Source organism: Streptomyces sp. NBC_01454 (genome assembly GCF_036227565.1).
In the GTDB taxonomy this organism is placed as follows: Bacteria; Actinomycetota; Actinomycetes; order Streptomycetales; family Streptomycetaceae; genus Streptomyces.
Genome location: NZ_CP109460.1, coordinates 6,247,734 through 6,266,074 on the forward strand (window position 1 = coordinate 6,247,734; position 18,341 = coordinate 6,266,074).

Below are 18,341 nucleotides of genomic sequence, written 5' to 3' on the forward strand. Positions count from 1 at the left end.
ACCGGGCATAAGGCCCAGGCGTCGCGGGCAATGTCGCTCGCCGAACGCCGCCCTGTGGGACGGCTCCAGATTCCGTCCGCGTCCTGACCCACCGCACCCGCGGTGTCCGCATGTTGGAAGCCTCCTTTCGCTTTTCGAGAAGCGGCTCATCCTGTAACCTGCACGAAATTTCGCGGAGGGCCAACGTCGTCCCTCGGCAATTCCTATGCCACGACGACGTTGGGAGAGCTTGATGCGCTTCGCGTCCACGCACTCCGCGACCACCAGCAGCGCCAGCGCCGCCGCCTGGTCGCCCATGGACGGCCGCCCCGCCCAGCAGGGCATGTACGACCCGCGCAACGAGCACGACGCCTGCGGCGTCGGCTTTGTGGCCACCCTCACCGGAGAGGCCAGCCACGCACTGGTCGAGCAGGCGCTCACCGTCCTGACGAATCTGGAGCACCGCGGTGCCACCGGCTCGGAGCCCGACTCGGGCGACGGCGCGGGCATCCTGCTCCAGGTGCCGGACGCGTTCCTCCGCGAAGAGGTCACCTTCGAGCTCCCCGAGGCCGGCGCCTACGCCGTCGGCCTCGCCTTCCTGCCCTCCGATGCCCAGGAAGCGGCCGCTGCCGTCTCACGCATCGAGACGATCGCCGGCGAGGAGGGCCTGGACGTCATCGGCTGGCGGGTGGTCCCGGTCGCCCCGCAGCTGCTGGGCAACGGCGCCCGCGCCACCATGCCCGCCTTCTCCCAGCTCTTCGTGGGCGACAAGAAGAGCACCGGGCTGGCGCTGGACCGCAAGGCGTTCGCGCTGCGCAAGCGCGCCGAGCGGGAGGCCGGGGTCTACTTCCCCTCGCTGTCCGCCCGGACGATCGTCTACAAGGGCATGCTGACCACCGGCCAGCTGGAGCCCTTCTTCCCGGACCTGTCCGACCGCCGCTTCGCCACCGCGATCGCGCTGGTCCACTCGCGCTTCTCCACCAACACCTTCCCGAGCTGGCCGCTGGCCCACCCGTACCGCTTCGTCGCGCACAACGGCGAGATCAACACGGTCAAGGGCAACCGCAACTGGATGCGGGCCCGGGAATCGCAGCTGGCCTCGAAGCTCTTCGGCAGTGAGGACCTCGCGCGGATCTTCCCGGTCTGCACCGCCGACGCCTCCGACTCCGCCTCCTTCGACGAGGTCCTGGAGCTGCTCCACCTCGGCGGCCGCTCGCTGCCGCACTCGGTGCTGATGATGGTCCCCGAGGCGTGGGAGAACTCCCCCTCCATGGACCCGGCCCGGCGTGCCTTCTACCAGTTCCACTCCACGATGATGGAGCCCTGGGACGGCCCGGCCTGTGTCACCTTCACCGACGGCACCCAGGTCGGCGCGGTCCTGGACCGCAACGGTCTGCGCCCCGGCCGCTACTGGGTCACCGACGACGGCCTGGTCGTGCTCTCCTCCGAGGTCGGCGTCCTGGACATCGACCCCGCGAAGGTCGTCCGCAAGGGCCGCCTGCAGCCCGGCCGGATGTTCCTCGTGGACACCGCCGAGGGCCGCATCATCGAGGACGACGAGATCAAGGCGCAGCTCGCCTCCGAGCAGCCCTACCAGGAGTGGCTGGAATCCGGCCTGATCGAGCTCGCGGACCTGCCCGAGCGCGAGCACATCGTGCACACCCACGCCTCGGTCACCCGCCGCCAGCAGACCTTCGGCTACACCGAGGAAGAGCTGCGCGTCATCCTCGCCCCGATGGCCAAGGCCGGCGCCGAACCCATCGGCTCGATGGGCACCGACTCGCCGATCGCCGCGCTCTCCGAGCGCCCCCGGCTGCTCTTCGACTACTTCACCCAGCTCTTCGCGCAGGTCACCAACCCGCCGCTGGACGCCATCCGCGAGGAGCTGGTCACCTCGCTGATCTCCTCCCTCGGCCCCCAGGGCAATCTCCTGGAGCCGAGCGCGGCCTCCTGCCGCAGCGTGACCCTGCCCTTCCCGGTGATCGACAACGACGAGCTGGCCAAGCTCGTCCACATCAACGCCGACGGCGACATGCCCGGCATGAAGGCCGTGACCCTCTCCGGCCTCTACCGGGTCTCCGGCGGCGGCGAGTCGCTGGCCGCCCGGATCGAGCAGATCTGCGCCGAGGCGGACGCCGCCATCGACGACGGCGCCCGGCTGATCGTGCTCTCCGACCGCCACTCGGACGCCGAGCACGCGCCGATCCCGTCGCTGCTGCTGACCGCCGCGGTCCACCACCACCTCATCGGCACCAAGGAGCGCACCCAGGTCGGTCTGCTCGTCGAGGCCGGCGATGTGCGCGAGGTGCACCACGTCGCACTGCTCATCGGCTTCGGTGCCGCGGCCGTCAACCCCTACCTGGCCATGGAGTCCGTCGAGGACCTCGTCCGCGCGGGCACCTTCCTGCCGGGTATCGAGGCCGAGGCCGCCATCAAGAACCTCATCAAGGCGCTCGGCAAGGGCGTCCTGAAGGTCATGTCCAAGATGGGCATCTCCACCGTCGCCTCCTACCGGGGCGCGCAGGTCTTCGAGGCCGTCGGCCTGGACGAGGAATTCGTCGCGCGGTACTTCCACGGCACCGCGACCAAGATCGGCGGCGCCGGTCTGGACGTCATCGCCAAGGAGGTCGCGGCCCGGCACGCCAAGGCCTACCCGGCCTCCGGCATCGCCGCCACGCACCGCGCGCTGGAGATCGGCGGCGAGTACCAGTGGCGCCGCGAGGGCGAGCCGCACCTCTTCGACCCGGACACCGTCTTCCGGCTCCAGCACTCCACCCGCACCCGGCGCTACGACATCTTCAAGAAGTACACCGAGCGGGTCAACGAGCAGTCCGAGCGGCTGATGACGCTGCGCGGCCTGTTCTCCTTCGCCACCGACCGCCCCTCGATCCCGATCGAGGAGGTCGAGCCGGCGTCGGAGATCGTCAAGCGCTTCTCCACCGGCGCCATGTCGTACGGCTCCATCTCCCAGGAGGCGCACGAGACGCTGGCCATCGCCATGAACCAGCTGGGCGGCAAGTCCAACACCGGTGAGGGCGGCGAGGACCCCGAGCGGCTCTACGACCCGGCGCGCCGCTCGGCCATCAAGCAGGTCGCCTCCGGCCGCTTCGGTGTGACCTCCGAGTACCTGGTCAACTCCGACGACATCCAGATCAAGATGGCCCAGGGCGCCAAGCCCGGCGAGGGCGGCCAGCTGCCCGGCCACAAGGTCTACCCGTGGGTCGCCAAGACCCGGCACTCCACCCCGGGCGTCGGCCTGATCTCCCCGCCGCCGCACCACGACATCTACTCCATCGAGGACCTGGCTCAGCTGATCCACGACCTCAAGAACGCCAACCCGCAGGCCCGCATCCACGTGAAGCTGGTCTCCGAGGTCGGCGTCGGCACGGTCGCCGCGGGTGTCTCCAAGGCGCACGCGGACGTGGTCCTGATCTCCGGCCACGACGGCGGTACGGGTGCCTCCCCGCTGACCTCCCTCAAGCACGCGGGCGGTCCCTGGGAGCTGGGCCTGGCCGAGACCCAGCAGACGCTGCTGCTCAACGGCCTGCGCGACCGGATCGTGGTGCAGACCGACGGTCAGCTCAAGACCGGCCGCGATGTCGTCATCGCCGCCCTGCTGGGCGCCGAGGAGTTCGGCTTCGCGACCGCACCGCTGGTCGTCTCCGGCTGCATCATGATGCGGGTGTGCCACCTGGACACCTGCCCGGTCGGCATCGCCACCCAGAACCCGGCGCTGCGCGAGCGGTTCAGCGGCAAGGCCGAGTACATCGTCAACTTCTTCCAGTTCATCGCGGAAGAGGTCCGTGAGATCCTCGCCGAGCTGGGCTTCCGCAGCCTGGACGAAGCCATCGGCCACGCCGATCTGCTGAACACCTCCCGCGCGGTGGACCACTGGAAGGCGCAGGGCCTGGACCTGGCCCCGCTGCTGCACGTCCCCGAGCTGGCCGAGGGCGCCGTGCGCCACCAGGTCATCGAGCAGGACCACGGTCTGGAGAAGGCGCTCGACAACGAGCTGATCAAGCTCGCCGCCGACGCCCTGGCCGCGGACAGCGCCGAGGCCGCGGAGCCGGTCCGGGCGCAGGTCGCGATCCGCAACATCAACCGGACCGTCGGCACCATGCTCGGCCACGAGGTCACCAAGAAGTTCGGTGGCGCGGGCCTGCCCGACGACACCATCGACATCACCTTCACCGGCTCGGCCGGCCAGTCCTTCGGCGCGTTCCTGCCCCGCGGCGTCACGCTGCGCCTGGAGGGTGACGCCAACGACTACGTCGGCAAGGGCCTGTCCGGCGGCCGGGTCGTGGTCCGCCCGGACCGCGGCGCCGACCACCTCGCCGAGTTCTCCACCATCGCCGGCAACACCCTCGCCTACGGCGCCACCGGCGGCGAGCTGTTCCTGCGCGGCCGGGTCGGCGAGCGCTTCTGCGTCCGCAACTCCGGTGCCACGGTGGTCTCCGAGGGCGTCGGTGACCACGGCTGCGAGTACATGACCGGCGGCAACGCGGTCGTGCTGGGCGAGACGGGCCGCAACTTCGCGGCCGGTATGTCCGGCGGCTTCGCCTACGTCATCGACCTCGACAAGGCCAACGTCAACAAGGAACTCGTCGACGCGGTCCACGCGCTGGACGACGCCGACAAGCAGTGGCTGCACGACGTCGTGCGCCGCCACCAGGAGGAGACCGGCTCCACCGTCGCCGACAAGCTCCTCGCCGACTGGGATGCCGCGGCCGCGCGCTTCAGCAAGGTCATCCCGCCCACCTACCAGGCAGTGCTCGTCGCCAAGGACGCCGCTGAGCAGGCCGGACTCTCCGAGTCCGAGACCCACGAGAAGATGATGGAGGCGGCGACCAATGGCTGACCCCAAGGGCTTCCTGAACCACGAGCGCGAGATCGCCAAGACCCGCCCCGTCGAGGAGCGCGTCAAGGACTGGAACGAGGTCTACCAGCCCGGCTCCCTGCTGCCGATCATCAGCAAGCAGGCGTCGCGCTGCATGGACTGCGGTATCCCGTTCTGTCACAACGGCTGCCCGCTCGGAAACCTCATCCCCGAGTGGAACGACTACGCCTACCGCGAGGACTGGACCGAGGCCAGCGAGCGGCTGCACGCGACCAACAACTTCCCGGAGTTCACCGGCCGCCTGTGCCCCGCGCCCTGTGAGTCCGCCTGTGTGCTGGGCATCAACCAGCCGCCGGTGACCATCAAGAACGTCGAGGTCTCCATCATCGACAAGGCGTGGGACAAGGGTGACGTCACCCCGCAGCCGCCCGAGCGCCTCTCCGGCAAGACCGTCGCCGTCATCGGCTCCGGTCCGGCCGGTCTGGCCGCCGCCCAGCAGCTGACCCGGGCCGGTCACACCGTCGCCGTCTACGAGCGCGCGGACCGTATCGGTGGTCTCCTGCGGTACGGCATCCCCGAGTTCAAGATGGAAAAGCGCCACATCAACCGCCGTATCGAGCAGATGCGCGCGGAGGGCACCAAGTTCCGTACCGAGGTGGAGATCGGTCGCGACCTCGACGCGAAGAAGCTGCGCAAGCGCTACGACGCCGTCGTCATCGCCGCCGGTGCCACCACCTCCCGCGACCTTCCGGTGCCCGGCCGTGAACTGGGCGGCATCCACTTCGCGATGGAGTACCTGCCGCTGGCCAACAAGGTGCAGGAGGGTGACCTGACGGTCGCCCCGATCAGCGCCGAGGGCAAGCACGTGGTCGTCATCGGCGGCGGCGACACCGGCGCGGACTGCGTCGGCACCGCCCACCGCCAGGGCGCCGCCTCCGTCACCCAGCTGGAGATCATGGGCAAGCCGGGCGACGAGCGGAACCCGAACCAGCCGTGGCCGACCTTCCCGATGCTCTACAAGGTCACCTCCGCGCACGAGGAGGGCGGCGAGCGGATCTACTCCGTCTCCACCACCCACTTCGAGGGCGACGAGGACGGCAACGTCCAGTGGCTGCACCTGACCGAGGTGGAGTTCAAGGACGGCCGGCCGGAGCCGAAGCCGGGCACCGAGCGGAAGATCCCGGCCCAGCTGGTCACCCTCGCCATGGGCTTCACCGGCACCGACCGGGAGAACGGCCTGGTCGAGCAGTTCGGCCTGGAGCTCGACGAGCGTGGCAACGTCGCCCGCGACGCGGACTTCGCCACCAACGTCCCCGGCGTGTACGTCGCCGGTGACGCCGGCCGCGGCCAGTCGCTGATCGTGTGGGCCATCGCCGAGGGCCGCTCCGCCGCCCGCGGGGTGGACCACTTCCTGACCGGAGTCAGCGCCCTGCCGGCTCCCATCAAGCCGACGGATCGCGCACTGACCGTGTGACGACCGTCCCCTGATGTCCCGTACAACGGCGTACGGCGGCATGGGGGCCCGGGGGTTTCCCCCGGGCCCCCATCCGCGGCGCCTGCCCCCTCCCCCGACCGGAGGCAGGCGCCGCGTGCTGTGTGCCGCCGCTTCCCGGCGGCCCTGCCGCCCGGTGGCGCCTACGGGCGGCCGCCGCGCCCGGCGGGGAAGCGCAGCCCCCACTGCCGTGCCCGCTCCCGCGCGGGCGCCGGCACGGGCCGCGGCGGGGGAGTGGCCGACGGCCGGAAGTCATGCACCGGCGGATCCCAGACCCCCGGAGGGGTCCCGCCCTCGCCGAGCGGCAGCACGGCCCGCGGATCGACATGCACCCGCAGCACCTGTGCCTCGATCTGTGTCCAGGCCCCGTCGGTCACCGTCCGCTCGCCGACCCGGCGGGCCTCCAACTGCACCGGGCAGTGGGCGAGCCGGGGCGGCCGCACCAGCTCGGACGGTTCGGTCCAGGGCGCATCCGTGGCGCATGGCATGCTGCTCGTCCCCTCCTCGGTCCCCGTCCCGTCCGGCGGCAGATTGAAGACCACGTCCGGGCGCACTGCGAGATTCTGCGCCGTGCGGCCGCGGGACGGCAGCCAGACGCTGACGACCGGCCCGAGCTCCCACCGGATCCGCAGCTCGACCAGCACAAAGGTCTGGTCGTCGTTCTCCGTGGACAGCAGCGCCGGGGTGACCGAACTGCTCTTCTCCAGCGCGACGTTCATGGCCCTGAGGATAGAAGCCGGATGGTTCGGTACTCACCGAAATGTGATGAGAGGTTACTCTGTGTAGATGAAACGATGGGACGCCGATCAGGAAAGTGTCGCGGAAACCCCCGATCTGGCCGCCCTCGCGGCGCTGCTCGCGGACCGCACCCGTGCCGCCATCTGCATGGCCCTGCTCGACGGCGGCGCCTGGACCGCCGGTGAACTCGCCGAATACGCCGCGGTGGCCCCCTCCACCACCACCGAACACCTCAACCTCCTGGTCTCCGGCGGCCTGCTCGCCGAGGAGCGCCGGGGCCGGCGGCGCTATGTGCGGCTGGCCGGTCCGGAGACCGCGGAAACCCTGGAGAACCTCGCCGGCCTGGCCCCCTACCGCCAGGTGCCGGTCCGCTCGCTGGCCGAGGCCAACCACCGCCGGGCGCTGCACCACGCCCGTACCTGCTACGACCACATCGCCGGTGCGCTCGGCGTCGCCATCGCCGCCGCCATGACCGAACGCGGCCTGCTGGCGCGGGACTACGGCCTGGTGCTCACCGTCTCCGGCGCCAACTGGCTGACCGCGCTGGGCATTTCCGATGCCGGGCCCTCGGTCGCCCGCCGGGCCCATGTCCGCACCTGCCTCGACTGGACGGTGCGCCGCCAGCATCTCTCCGGCGCGGTCGGTGCCGCCCTCTACCGGCACGCCCTGGAGCACGACTGGATCGTCAAGGCCGTCACCACCCGCATCCTCACCGTCACCGTGGCCGGCCGCCGAGCCTTCCGCGACCGGCTCGGCCTGCCCGACGAGGCGCTCTATCCCTCCCTGGCGATCGGCCCGCCCCGGGCCTGACCCGCGGGCCGGGCGTCGCGAGCCGGGCGGGACGTTGCGGACACGCCTCAGGCGTTGCCGTCCTCCATGAGGCGGGCCGGGAAGCCGCCGGTGGCGACCGGGCCCCAGCGCAGCGGTGTCACCCGGATCAGCGACTTGCCCTGCTTGCGCATCGCCTCCCGGTACTCGTCCCAGTTGGGGTGCTCCCCGGCGATGTTGCGGTAGTACTCGACGAGTGGCTCGATCGCGTCCGGGGTGTCGAGGACCTCGGCCTCGCCATCGATCTGCACCCAGGGACCGTTCCACTCGTCGGACAGCACCAGCACGCTGACCGAGGAGACCCGGCGGACGTTGCGGACCTTGGCGCGTTCCGGATACGTGGACATCACCAGCCGGCCGGAGTCGTCCACCCCGCAGGTCAGCGGCGAGCCCTGCGGGGTGCCGTCGCTGCGGCGGGTGAGCAGGATCGCGCGGTGCCGGGGGCGGACGAACTCCAGCAGCTCGGGGAGCTCGACGCGGCGATTGGTGGCGGGAGAAGGGCTCATGCGAACGAGCTTAGGCCGGTCCGGCCATGGTCCGCCGGACCGGCCGGCGGCGTGACGCCGGGCGGTGTGCGCCGCTCAGCCCTTGAGCAGCTGCTTGCCGGTGGCCGCGTCCACGACCTTGCGGCCGTCCAGTGCGCTCTTGAGCCGCACCGTCACCTTGTCGGTCGCCAGCTGCTCGGTGCACATCCCCTTGTTGCTCTTCCGCTTGCCCCAGCCGGTGACCACCACCATGCCCTTCGACTCGTGACTGCGCGCACCGAAGTGGACATCGCAGGCGCTGTGCCCGACCGTCACCGTGATCTGCCGTACGCCCTTGTCCTTGGGGCGGTCCGCGCCGACCAGCGGCAGCATCGCCTGCTGCCGCTCGGTGACCGGGGACACCTTCGGCCAGTCCCGCACGATCTGATCCGCGCGCCGCTCGAAGGCGTCCTGCTTCTTCGGGGCGGGCGCGGTGCCCACGGTCTGCTTCTGCTGCCCGCAGCCGGACAGTGCGACGGTGCCGGCGGTGGCCAGCGCGAGCACGGCGGTGAGGGTACGGGTGCGGGAGAGGTGGGATCCTCGCATGACAATGCCTCCTTGGTCGGCGGTGTGACGTGCCGGAGGCAAGACAGGTTCCGGCCCCGTCCGGCGTGCGGTACGCCCTGCGCACAATCCGCCCCTGGCGCAACCGCCGTGAGGGTGGACCGCCTGCCGTTAGCGTCCGGGTCATGGACACCCTCACCCGGATCACCCGCACCGTCTGGCACCTCCCCTTCCCCGTCGGGCACGTGTATCTCGTCGCCCTCCCCGACGAGGGATACGCCGCGGTCGACACCGGCGTCCCCGGCTCCGCCCCCGCCATCCTGGACGCCCTCGCCCGTCTTGGCGGACGCCCCCACCAGCTGCGGCAGATCGTGCTCACCCACCACCACCTCGACCACATGGGCTCCGCCGCGGACCTGGCCGCCGCCACCGGCGCCCGTGTCCTGGCCGGCGCTCTGGACGCCCCGTACATCCGCGGCACCGCCCCCGCCCCCGAGCCGGAGTTCACCCCCGCCGAACGGCAGCTGTACGAAGGGGTGACGGCCGGCCTCACGTCAGCCGGCACCCCGCCGCTGCGCCCCGCCGAGGTCGAGGGGGAACTGCACGACGGGGACACCCTGGACGGCTGGCCGGAAACGGTGCGGGTGCTGCACGTCCCCGGCCACACCCCCGGCGGGATCGCGCTGCACCTGCCGGAGAGCGGGGTGCTCTTCCCCGGCGATCTCATCGGCACCGACCCCGAGGGCCGCCGTGCCGTCCTCGGCCCGGGCAACGTCGCCCGCGAGGAGGCCATCGCGTCCTTCCGGCGGCTCGTCGCGCTCGGCGCCGACACGGTGTGCGTCCCGCACGGGGTGCCGCTGCGCACCGGCGCCCGGGAGATGCTGGCCGCGGCCACCCCCGCGACGGACTGGCTGTAGGCGCGTCCGGGCGGGGCGTCCCGGGGCGTGCCGGGGGGCGGCGCCCCCGCGGTGTGCGGCCGCGCGGATACCCTCGGGCGGCCGGGTCCGGCAACGGACCGGCGGGAGCCGGCGGCGCGGGATGTGAGGAGCACGGGTATGCAGCTGTACACCCATGAATGGGGTGCCGGTGAACGGATCGCGGTGCTGGTCCACGGGCTGATGTCCGATCACCGCACCTGGCACCGCCTCGGCCCGGCGCTCGCCGGGCGCGGCTACCGCGTCCTCGCCGTCGATCTGCGCGGCCACGGCCGCAGCCCGCGCGGCGACTACGGACCCGAACTGTTCGCCGACGACCTGGTGGAGACCCTGCCCGCCGCCCCCGAGGTCGCCCTCGGGCACTCGCTGGGCGGGCTGGCGCTGTCCCTGGCGGTGGAGCGGCTGCGGCCGCGGCGGGCGGTGTACAGCGATCCGGCGTGGTCGCTCGCCGGGCTCGGACAGTCCGTCGACCCGGCCCTGTTCGTCACGTTCAAGCGGGCCGACCGCGCGAAGGTGCGGATGTTCAACCCGCGCTGGAGCGAGGCCGACATCGACATCGAGCTGGCCACGATCGCGGACTGGGACACCGGGACCGCCCTCGCGCTGTCCGCCGGGCACCGTGCGGACCGCACGCCGCAGAAGCCGGCCGTCCCCTCGCTGGTGCAGTTCGCGGGGGAGGGGTTCTTCTTCTCCGAACCGGCGGCGGCCGAGCTGTCCGACCGCGGCTTCGAGGTCCGTACGGTGCCCGGCGTGGGCCACACCCTGCACCGCGACGACTTCGACGCCTTCATGGCGGGCCTGGAGGGATGGGTCTAGCCACGCGCCGGAAGGGACCGGCCGGGCGGCCGTCGTGCCGTCAGGTGTCGCAGTCCAGCAGCGTCTTGCACAGGCCGCAGCGCGCCTGGAGCCGGCCGCGGACCGGGACCCGGATCCGCTGGTGGCAGGCGGGGCAGGGGAACGACACCCGCAGCGGCGAAGGGCCCTCGAAGGCGTAGCCGTCCCCGTCACCGGCCGCGGCGGGCCGGGCCGCCCGCCGTGGATCCTGTGCCGCCCGGCGGTCCTTGGCGTAGCGCAGCCGGGCGGCCCAGCCGGCGCCGGCCAGCGGGGGCCGGCGCAGGTCCCGGGCGGCCCGTTCCGCGCCCGCGGTGTACGCCTCGTACGCCTGCGGGCTGGTGAACCACGGCGCCGGGTCCTCGCCGAAGAACCGGGCCCGCTTGGCGAGGACGTAGCCGAACTCCTCCGGCGTCAGATAGCCGAGCTTCTGCGAGAACGGGCCGTGCTCGCGATAGGCGTCCAGCAGCAGCCAGCCCGCGCCGAGGTAGGTCGTGGCGGTGTCGGTGAGGATCTCGTTGTCGCGGGTGCCGGGGAAGGACAGGTCCAGCCGGTGCAGACAGATGTGCATCACCTCGTGGGCCAGCGCGGCGCCGATGTCCTTGCGGTGCGTGGTGAAGCGGTCGTTCAGCTCGATGAAGTACTCCGGCCCCGCGGTGAGTTCGACATTCGCGGCGTGTTCCATCTCGCGGAAGGTGATGACCATCCGGGCGTCCGGCAGATGCAGCTGCCGGACCAGGGCGCGGGCGACCCGCTGCGCCCCCAGATGCAGGTCCTCGGTCTCGTCGAAGGCCACGTCGACCGGCAGCACGCTGGTGTCGAAGGTGCTGACCGTGTCGTACGACAGGCGGGTGAACAGCGCGTGGACGGCCGCACGCACCGTGTCGAGATGGGGGAAACCGTGCTCGATCTCACTGCTGCCGGAGGTCACCCGGCCACTGTACGGGGCGCCGGGAACGCCCGGTATGGGCCGTACGGGGCTTGTGGGGCACGGGAGTTGGCCGGATGCACACTCTTGTCACTCTGACCTGACGGTCCACATAATCACAGGGCGCTCTTTCGGACTCATCCCCCACTGGGTCCGGACGCCTTACGGCGTGCTGTCTTCCGCCATGTGCACGGTGCGGCGGGTCACGTCCGGCTCCGGTGTTGGCATGGGCTCGTCATTTACGCGCAACCCCCCACGGAAGGAAGCCCGTTGCGCACTTACCGGAAGCTTCTCGCGAGATCCACCGCCGTCGGCGCGGTCGCCCTGGCCGCCGTCAGCCTCCAGCCGGGCGCGGCCCTCGCCGCCCCCGCCCCCGACCCCACCGCCTCCGTCCACACCCACGTCGTCGGCGGCACCAAGGCCGGCCAGGGGGAATTCCCCTTCATGGTCCGGCTGTCGATGGGCTGCGGCGGCGCCCTGTACGCCAAGGACATCGTGCTCACCGCGGCGCACTGCGTCGACGGCAGCGGACCCAACACCTCCATCACCGCCACCGCGGGGGTCGCCGACCTGGAGGACTCCCACGCCGTCAAGGTGAACTCCACCCAGGTCCTGCAGGCCCCCGGCTACAACGGCAAGGGCAAGGACTGGGCGCTCATCAAGCTCGCCAAGCCGATGGACCAGCCCACCCTCAAGATCGCCGAGGACGACAAGCTCAACAACGGCGACTTCACCATCGCCGGCTGGGGCGCCGACAAGGAGGGCGGCGACCAGCAGCGCTACCTCCTCAAGGCGACCGTGCCGTTCGTCGACGACGCCACCTGCCAGAAGGCCTACGGCGACCAGCTGACGCCCGGCGACGAGATCTGCGCCGGCAAGCTGGACACCGGCGGCGTCGACACCTGCCAGGGCGACTCCGGCGGCCCGATGTTCCGCAAGGACGACGCCGGCCAGTGGCTCCAGGTCGGCATCGTCTCCTGGGGCGAGGGCTGCGCACGGCCCGGCAAGCCCGGTGTCTACAGCGAGGTGAGCACCTTCGCCGCGAACATCAAGAAGGCCGCGGGCGAACTCGGCGGCTGACCACCGGCACGCACCGAAGGGCCCGGGAGCCGTCCCCGGGCCCTTTCGCCGCGGCGGGCGCCCGCGCCCCCGGTCCGGGCCCTTGGTCCTGCCGCCCCATGGACCTTGGTCCGTCCGGCCCGGGACCAAAATCGTGCTTTCGGCCGGGCCTTGTGCCGGCACGGATGACCGTACGGCCTATGGGCGGGCCCGCCGCGGCTCCTTAGCGTGAAGGCCATGACCACCCAGCCCCGACCCCGTCCCCGGCCGCCGGCGCGCGGCCGTGACCGCGACCACCGCACGACGGCCCTCGCCGCGCTGTTCCTCGCGGCCGCCGCCGCGGCCGTCGTCTACGTCCTGCTCGGCGTGCAGGACAGTCCCGTCGAGCCGGCCGGGGCTCCCCCGCAGGCGGTCCGGGGCTGACCGTGCCCAACGGGTCTCCCGGTCCCGGCGGCGCCGTGCGCCCCGCCGGCCGGACGGAAGGACACCGCCCCCCGGCCCCCGCGGCGCCGGGGAGGAACGGCATGCCGATCAGCGTGGTCATCGCGGACGACCAGGAGATGGTCCGGATGGGTTTCCGGATGATTCTGGAGAGCCAGCACGACATCGAGGTCCTCGACGACGTCATCGACGGCCGGGCCGCCCTCGACGCCGTGGCCCGGCTGCGCCCCGATGTGCTGCTGCTCGACATCCGGATGCCCGCCGTCGACGGGCTGGAGGTCACCCGCCGGCTCTCCCGGCTGGCCGCCGCCCACCCCGAGCACGGACCGCGCCCCCGGATCGTCATCGTCACCACCTTCGACCTGGACGAATACGTCCATGCCGCGCTGCGCGACGGCGCCAGCGGCTTCCTGCTGAAGGACGCCAGCCCCGCCATGCTCGTCGAAGCCGTCCGCGCCGCCGCCCTCGGCGACTCCCTGGTCTCGCCCGCGATCACCGTCCGGCTGCTGCGCCGGCTGGCCCCCGCCGCCGGCCGCGGCCGCCCGGCCCGCACCCCCCGCGACCCGCTCACCGAGCGCGAACAGGACGTCGTCCGGGCGCTGGCCGGGGGCCTGACCAACGCCGAGATCGCCGGCGAACTGTTCGTCTCGCTCTCCACGGTCAAGACGCATCTGGCCAACGTGCAGAACAAGCTGGACGCCCGCAACCGGGTCGAGATCGCCGCCTGGGCCTGGCAGACCGGTCTGGTCACGGGCAGGTCGTGAGCGAACGCACCGGCAGTCGGCTCGTCCCGGGCAGGAGCCCGGCGACGGGCTGGCGCCTGCCCCGCCCACGGCCCGGCGTCGCCGCCAAGGCCGGGCTGGCCGGGCTGCTGCTGTTCCTCGTCGGCTTCGAGACGGTGGAGCTGGCCGGCCAGCCGCTGCGCCCGTACGCGACGGTGGTGGCCACCGCCGTCGTGGTCTGCCTGTGCGCGGTGCCCCTCAGCCGGATCCCGCTGACCGTCCGGGCCTGGACCGCGGCCACGGTCTCCCTGGCCGGCTCGGCGGTGCTGATCGCCGGACAGCACGCCCTGCAGGTGTGGGGCCTGGGCGAGGGCATCGCGCTGCTCGTCCTGCTCACCGCCGTCCTGCACCGCTCGCCCGCCCGCACCGCCGCCGTCCTCGGTCCGCTGCTGGGCCTGGCCTGCATGCTCACCCCGCTGCGGGACATCCGGATGGGCATCTTCACCGTCGTGCACGCCGTGCTCACCGTGGTCGTCGCCGCCTACTCGCTGATCCTGCGCCGCCAGGACACCCAGCGGCTGCGCGACCTCGCCGCGGTCCGGGCCGCCGAGCGGCTGGAACTGGCGCGGGAGCTGCACGACCTGGTCGCCCACCACGTCACCGGCATCGTCGTCCAGGCCCGCGCCGCCCGCTACACCGCCCTGGAAGGACAGCAGGCCGACGCCACCTTCGAACGGATCGAGGCCTCCGGCAGCGAGGCGCTGGGCGCGATGCGCCGGCTGGTGCGGGTGCTGCGCGAGAACGGGGCCGAGCCCCATCCGGTCGCCGGGCTCGCCGAGGTGCGGGCGCTGACCGACGCGTTCGCCCGCACCGGCCCGCCGGTCGTCCTCGCCGTCGACAGGGGGGTGGCCGACGCGCTGCCGGCCGATGTGGCGGCCGCGGTCTACCGCATCGTGCGCGAGGCGCTGACCAACATCCGCAAGCACGCCGCGGACGCCACGGCGGTACGCATCGGTCTGCGGCCCGTGCCCCTCGGGGCGGAACTGCGCGTCGCCAACGACGGCGGCGCCCCCGCCCGCCTGTGTGAACAGGCCCGCGGCGGCGGCTTCGGCCTGGCCGGACTCACCGAACGGGCCGAGGCGATGGGCGGCCGCCTGGCCGCGGGCCCCTCGGCCGAGGGCGGCTGGGAGCTCACCGCCTTCCTGCCCCTCGACGGCGGCGCACCCGCCTGACGCCGCCCCCGGCGCCCCACCGGCCCCACATCTGTCCAACACCTGCCCCTCCTTTGTCCATGGGCGCACGCCCCGCCCCCGCAGCACGCTGTCCGCCGACAGGCAGCACCGCCGGCGCAACAGGAGGACCGCGCGCGTGAACGGACAGACAGGTGCCCCCCGTGGGCCCCGCCGCAGAACAGTCGTCGCCGCCACCGCGCTCGCCCCGGTCGCCGGGGCCCTCTCGTCCGGCGCGCACCCCGCCGCGGCCGCCGCCCGGGGCGCCGGGGAGAGGGTGCTGCGCTCCGGCGCGCTGGAGGTCCGTATCGACACCGCCTTCCCGCGCATCGTCTCCTACACCGACCGCGCCACCGGCGCCGTCCTGCACGGCCAGGACACCCCCCTCACCGAGGTCCTCCTCGACGGCACCGCCCACACGCCCCGCGTCACCCACCGCGCCCGCGCCGACCGCGCCACCTACACCCTCGGCTTCGACGGCGGCACCGTGCTCACCGTCGAGATCGCCGTCCGGGAGCGGCAGGTCACCTGGCGCGTCACCGGCATCACCGACACCCCCGCACTGCGCATCGGCACCCTGGAGATCCCCGGCCTCGCGCTGCTCGGCGTCCGCAGCGACCAGCCCGGCGCGACCCTGCTCGCCGCCCGTATCGCCCTCGACAAGAACTCCAGCGGCGACACCCTGATCCAGGTCACCGCCGACACCCCCGCCGAGGCTGCCCCCACCGGATGCGCCTACGCCGTCGTCGCCACCGACGAGCTGGGCGCCGCCGTCGAGACCAACACCGTCCTCGACAAGCCGGCCGGCGCCACCGCCTGGGAGAACGGCCGGCTGTGGCGGCAGACCCTCCGGGGCGACGGCTTCGTCAAGGCACAGCTGGTCCCCGGCCAGTGGACGCACCGGGCGGCCGGGCAGCCGTCCGGTGCCACCGAACCGCTGCCGTACGCGACCGTCATCGTCACCGGCGACCGCAACGGCGACGGCCGCGTCGACTGGCAGGACGCCGCCATCGCGCTGCGCGACATCATGGTCATGCCGCTGGGCGCCGACGCACAGCACCTGCGGGTCGTCCCGCACATCCCCTTCAACTTCGCCAGCCAGGCCACCAACCCGTTCCTCGCCACCCTCGACAACGTCAAGCGGATCGCCCTGGCCACCGACGGGCTGCGGCAGTTCACCCTCCTCAAGGGCTACCAGTCCGAGGGCCACGACTCCGCCCACCCCGACTACGGCGGCAACTACAACGAACGGGCCGGCGGCCTGGCCGGCCTCAACGCCCTGCTGCGCGCCGGAAAGAAGTGGCACAGCGACTTCGCGGTGCACGTCAACGCCACCGAGTCCTACCCCGTCGCCCACGCCTTCTCCGAGCAGCTCGTCGACAGGAACGACAAGCAGTGGGACTGGCTCGACCAGTCCTACCGCATCGACGCCCGCCGCGATCTGGTCTCCGGCGACATCGCCGCCCGCTTCGCGCAGCTGCGCAAGGAGACCGACCCCGCCCTCACCACCCTGTACCTCGACGTCTTCCGCGAGTCCGGATGGAACTCCGACCGCCTCCAGCGGCATCTGCGCGACCAGGGCTGGCAGATCACCACCGAATGGGGCCACGGCCTGGAGCGCTCCGCACTGTGGTCGCACTGGGCCAACGAGACCGACTACGGCCCCGACACCTCCCGCGGCATCAACTCCCGGCTGATCCGCTTCCTGCGCAACCACCACAAGGACGTCTTCGCGAACAAGTGGCCCACGCTGCTGGGCAGCGGCCGGATGGGCAACTTCGAGGGCTGGACCGGCAAGATCGACTGGAACGCGTTCCACACGATCATCTGGACCGACGCACTGCCCGCCAAATACCTCCAGGCGTACCCGATCAAGACCTGGGGCCCGCACGAGATCACCTTCGAGGGCCCCACCAGGACCTCCGTCAGCGACGCCGCCCCCGCGACGGGGGACTCCGCGCCGCGGAGCGGCACCCGCACGATCGTCACCGACGGCCGGCTGGTCTACGACGACGGCACCTACCTGCTGCCCTGGGAACCCCGCAACGCCACCGACCCGGCCAAGCTCTACCACTACCACCCCCGCGGCGGCACCACCCGCTGGACGCTGCCCCGCGGCTGGTCCGGCGCCCGCTGTGTATACGTCTACCGGCTCACCGACCAGGGCCGCACCCAGGAGACCCGGGTCCCGGTCCGCGACGGCACGATCACCCTCACCGCCCGGCCCGGCGTGGCATACGTCGTCCACCGCCACCGGGCCCCGGCGCAGGGCGACCCCCGCTGGGGCGAGGGCACCCCGCTCACCGACCCCGGCTTCCACGCGGGAAACCTGACCGCCTGGCGGACCACCGGCCCCGCCTCGGTCCGGCGCAGCGCGCTCGGCGACTACGAACTGGTCATCGGCGCGGGCGCCGCCGCCACCGTCGCCCAGCACCTCCGCCGCCTCGCCCCCGGCAGCTACGCCGCCTCCGTACAGATCGAGGTCGGCGCCACGGCGGGGGAGCGGCGCCGGGCCGGCCTGGAGGTCCGCACCGCCGACGGCGTCACCGCCGCCAACTGGACGGACACCTCCACCGCCGGCAACTACGTGGCGGCGGACCGCAAAGCCGGCACCCGCTTCCAGCGACTGTTCACCCACTTCACCGTCCCCGACGGCGGCGGCCCGGTCACCCTCGCGCTCACCGCGGCGGCCGGCCGGGCCCGGGTCCGGTTCGACAACGTACGCGTCGTCCCCGCCGCACGGACCACCCGGAAGACCACCCTGGTCCACGAGGACTTCGCGCACGTCCCCCAGGGCTGGGGCGTCTTCGTCAAGGGTGACGCGGGCGGCAGCACCGACCCCCGCACCCATCTCGCCCAGCGGCACGCCCGCTTCACCCAGCGGGGCTGGAACGGCAAGGCGATCGACGACGTCCTCGAGGGCGGCCAGTCGCTCAAGTCACGCGGCGAGAACACCGGGCTGGTGTACCGCACCGTCCCGCACACCGTCCGCTTCACCCCCGGCCGCCGCTACCGGGTCACCTTCCGCTTCGAGAACGAGAAGGCCGGCCAGTACGCCTGGGTCACCGCCGTCGACGAGCCCGCGCCCCGCGAACTGACCCGCAGCCCGCTCCCCGTGGCGACTGAACCCGTCACCCACACCTACGAGTTCACCGCGCCCGACCGCGGCGAGGCATGGGCGGGACTGCGCAAGGTGGGCGACGACGGGACGGCGGAGTTCGTCCTGGACATGTTCGAGGTGCGCGAGGTGTAGGGGGATGGCGGGCCGTGGGGGGCGGGGCCGGCCCGCCCCCT

General features: G+C 72.5%; 14 protein-coding genes. 10 read left to right on the forward strand and 4 right to left on the reverse strand.

All coding sequences use genetic code 11. The annotated features are described in order from the left end of the window. The first annotated feature begins 232 nt into the window (after positions 1-232). Both gltB and OIU81_RS27660 read left to right on the forward strand, forming a co-directional pair. On the forward strand, positions 233-4,837 hold the full coding sequence (gltB, locus tag OIU81_RS27655) for a glutamate synthase large subunit (RefSeq protein ID WP_329152051.1): 4,605 nt from the start codon (positions 233-235) through the stop codon (positions 4,835-4,837). Beyond that, on the forward strand, positions 4,830-6,290 hold the full coding sequence (locus OIU81_RS27660; RefSeq protein ID WP_329152053.1) for a glutamate synthase subunit beta: 1,461 nt from the start codon (positions 4,830-4,832) through the stop codon (positions 6,288-6,290). The genes gltB and OIU81_RS27660 overlap by 8 nt, the downstream gene beginning before the upstream one ends. 161 nt (positions 6,291-6,451) lie before the next feature. Here the strand turns inward: OIU81_RS27660 and OIU81_RS27665 are convergent, their stop codons facing one another. Next, positions 6,452-7,027, reverse strand: coding sequence for a hypothetical protein (locus OIU81_RS27665; RefSeq protein ID WP_329152055.1), 576 nt, complete (start codon positions 7,025-7,027; stop codon positions 6,452-6,454). A 67-nt stretch (positions 7,028-7,094) separates the two neighbouring features. Here OIU81_RS27665 and OIU81_RS27670 point away from each other — a divergent pair, with 67 nt between their 5' ends. Further along, positions 7,095-7,856 carry a winged helix-turn-helix domain-containing protein gene (locus tag OIU81_RS27670; RefSeq protein ID WP_329152057.1) on the forward strand — a complete coding sequence of 254 codons (762 nt, stop codon included), beginning with the start codon at positions 7,095-7,097 and terminating at the stop codon, positions 7,854-7,856. A gap of 47 nt (positions 7,857-7,903) precedes the next feature. Here OIU81_RS27670 and OIU81_RS27675 read toward each other — a convergent pair whose 3' ends face one another. Together OIU81_RS27675 and OIU81_RS27680 are read right to left on the reverse strand one after the other, a co-directional pair. Continuing rightward, positions 7,904-8,380 carry a PPOX class F420-dependent oxidoreductase gene (locus OIU81_RS27675; RefSeq protein WP_329152059.1) on the reverse strand — a complete coding sequence of 159 codons (477 nt, stop codon included), beginning with the start codon at positions 8,378-8,380 and terminating at the stop codon, positions 7,904-7,906. 75 nt (positions 8,381-8,455) lie between these two features. Then, on the reverse strand, positions 8,456-8,944 hold the full coding sequence (locus tag OIU81_RS27680) for a hypothetical protein (RefSeq protein ID WP_329152060.1): 489 nt from the start codon (positions 8,942-8,944) through the stop codon (positions 8,456-8,458). Between the two features lie 143 nt (positions 8,945-9,087). Here OIU81_RS27680 and OIU81_RS27685 point away from each other — a divergent pair, with 143 nt between their 5' ends. Both OIU81_RS27685 and OIU81_RS27690 read left to right on the forward strand, forming a co-directional pair. Beyond that, entirely contained in the window at positions 9,088-9,819 is a 732-nt protein-coding gene (locus tag OIU81_RS27685) for an MBL fold metallo-hydrolase (protein ID WP_329152063.1), read from the forward strand. Positions 9,820-9,957: 138 nt separating this feature from the next. After that, positions 9,958-10,653: an alpha/beta fold hydrolase gene (locus OIU81_RS27690; protein WP_329152065.1), complete on the forward strand. Its 696-nt coding sequence runs from the start codon at positions 9,958-9,960 to the stop codon at positions 10,651-10,653. Positions 10,654-10,693: 40 nt separating this feature from the next. Here OIU81_RS27690 and OIU81_RS27695 read toward each other — a convergent pair whose 3' ends face one another. Beyond that, positions 10,694-11,599 carry a hypothetical protein gene (locus OIU81_RS27695; protein WP_329152066.1) on the reverse strand — a complete coding sequence of 302 codons (906 nt, stop codon included), beginning with the start codon at positions 11,597-11,599 and terminating at the stop codon, positions 10,694-10,696. 267 nt (positions 11,600-11,866) lie between these two features. Between OIU81_RS27695 and OIU81_RS27700 the strand changes: the two genes are divergently transcribed. The 5 genes from OIU81_RS27700 to OIU81_RS27720 all read left to right on the forward strand — a co-directional run bounded on the left by OIU81_RS27700 (position 11,867) and on the right by OIU81_RS27720 (position 18,300). Beyond that, positions 11,867-12,676, forward strand: coding sequence for a S1 family peptidase (locus OIU81_RS27700; RefSeq protein ID WP_329152069.1), 810 nt, complete (start codon positions 11,867-11,869; stop codon positions 12,674-12,676). Positions 12,677-12,892: 216 nt separating this feature from the next. Continuing rightward, positions 12,893-13,078, forward strand: a complete 186-nt coding sequence (locus tag OIU81_RS27705) for a hypothetical protein (RefSeq protein WP_329152071.1) — start codon at positions 12,893-12,895, stop codon at positions 13,076-13,078. A 101-nt stretch (positions 13,079-13,179) separates the two neighbouring features. Next, the gene (locus OIU81_RS27710; RefSeq protein ID WP_329152073.1) at positions 13,180-13,860 is read left to right on the forward strand and encodes a response regulator transcription factor; all 681 of its coding nucleotides are present in this window, start codon (positions 13,180-13,182) and stop codon (positions 13,858-13,860) included. Next, positions 13,857-15,050: a sensor histidine kinase gene (locus OIU81_RS27715; protein ID WP_329152074.1), complete on the forward strand. Its 1,194-nt coding sequence runs from the start codon at positions 13,857-13,859 to the stop codon at positions 15,048-15,050. Before OIU81_RS27710 ends, OIU81_RS27715 begins: the two co-directional genes overlap by 4 nt. A gap of 136 nt (positions 15,051-15,186) precedes the next feature. Beyond that, positions 15,187-18,300 (forward strand): endo-alpha-N-acetylgalactosaminidase family protein, encoded by a 3,114-nt coding sequence (locus OIU81_RS27720; protein ID WP_329152076.1) that lies wholly within the window; start codon positions 15,187-15,189, stop codon positions 18,298-18,300. Positions 18,301-18,341 lie beyond the last annotated feature (41 nt).

Bases quoted from the DNA above. Each gene is read 5' to 3' on its own strand.
- gltB (WP_329152051.1), top strand. From the start codon at position 233: ATGCGCTTCGCGTCCACGCACTCCGCGACCACCAGCAGCGCCAGCGCC.
- OIU81_RS27660 (WP_329152053.1), top strand. From the start codon at position 4,830: ATGGCTGACCCCAAGGGCTTCCTGAACCACGAGCGCGAGATCGCCAAG.
- OIU81_RS27665 (WP_329152055.1), bottom strand. From the start codon at position 7,027: ATGAACGTCGCGCTGGAGAAGAGCAGTTCGGTCACCCCGGCGCTGCTG.
- OIU81_RS27670 (WP_329152057.1), top strand. From the start codon at position 7,095: ATGAAACGATGGGACGCCGATCAGGAAAGTGTCGCGGAAACCCCCGAT.
- OIU81_RS27675 (WP_329152059.1), bottom strand. From the start codon at position 8,380: ATGAGCCCTTCTCCCGCCACCAATCGCCGCGTCGAGCTCCCCGAGCTG.
- OIU81_RS27680 (WP_329152060.1), bottom strand. From the start codon at position 8,944: ATGCGAGGATCCCACCTCTCCCGCACCCGTACCCTCACCGCCGTGCTC.
- OIU81_RS27685 (WP_329152063.1), top strand. From the start codon at position 9,088: ATGGACACCCTCACCCGGATCACCCGCACCGTCTGGCACCTCCCCTTC.
- OIU81_RS27690 (WP_329152065.1), top strand. From the start codon at position 9,958: ATGCAGCTGTACACCCATGAATGGGGTGCCGGTGAACGGATCGCGGTG.
- OIU81_RS27705 (WP_329152071.1), top strand. From the start codon at position 12,893: ATGACCACCCAGCCCCGACCCCGTCCCCGGCCGCCGGCGCGCGGCCGT.
- OIU81_RS27710 (WP_329152073.1), top strand. From the start codon at position 13,180: ATGCCGATCAGCGTGGTCATCGCGGACGACCAGGAGATGGTCCGGATG.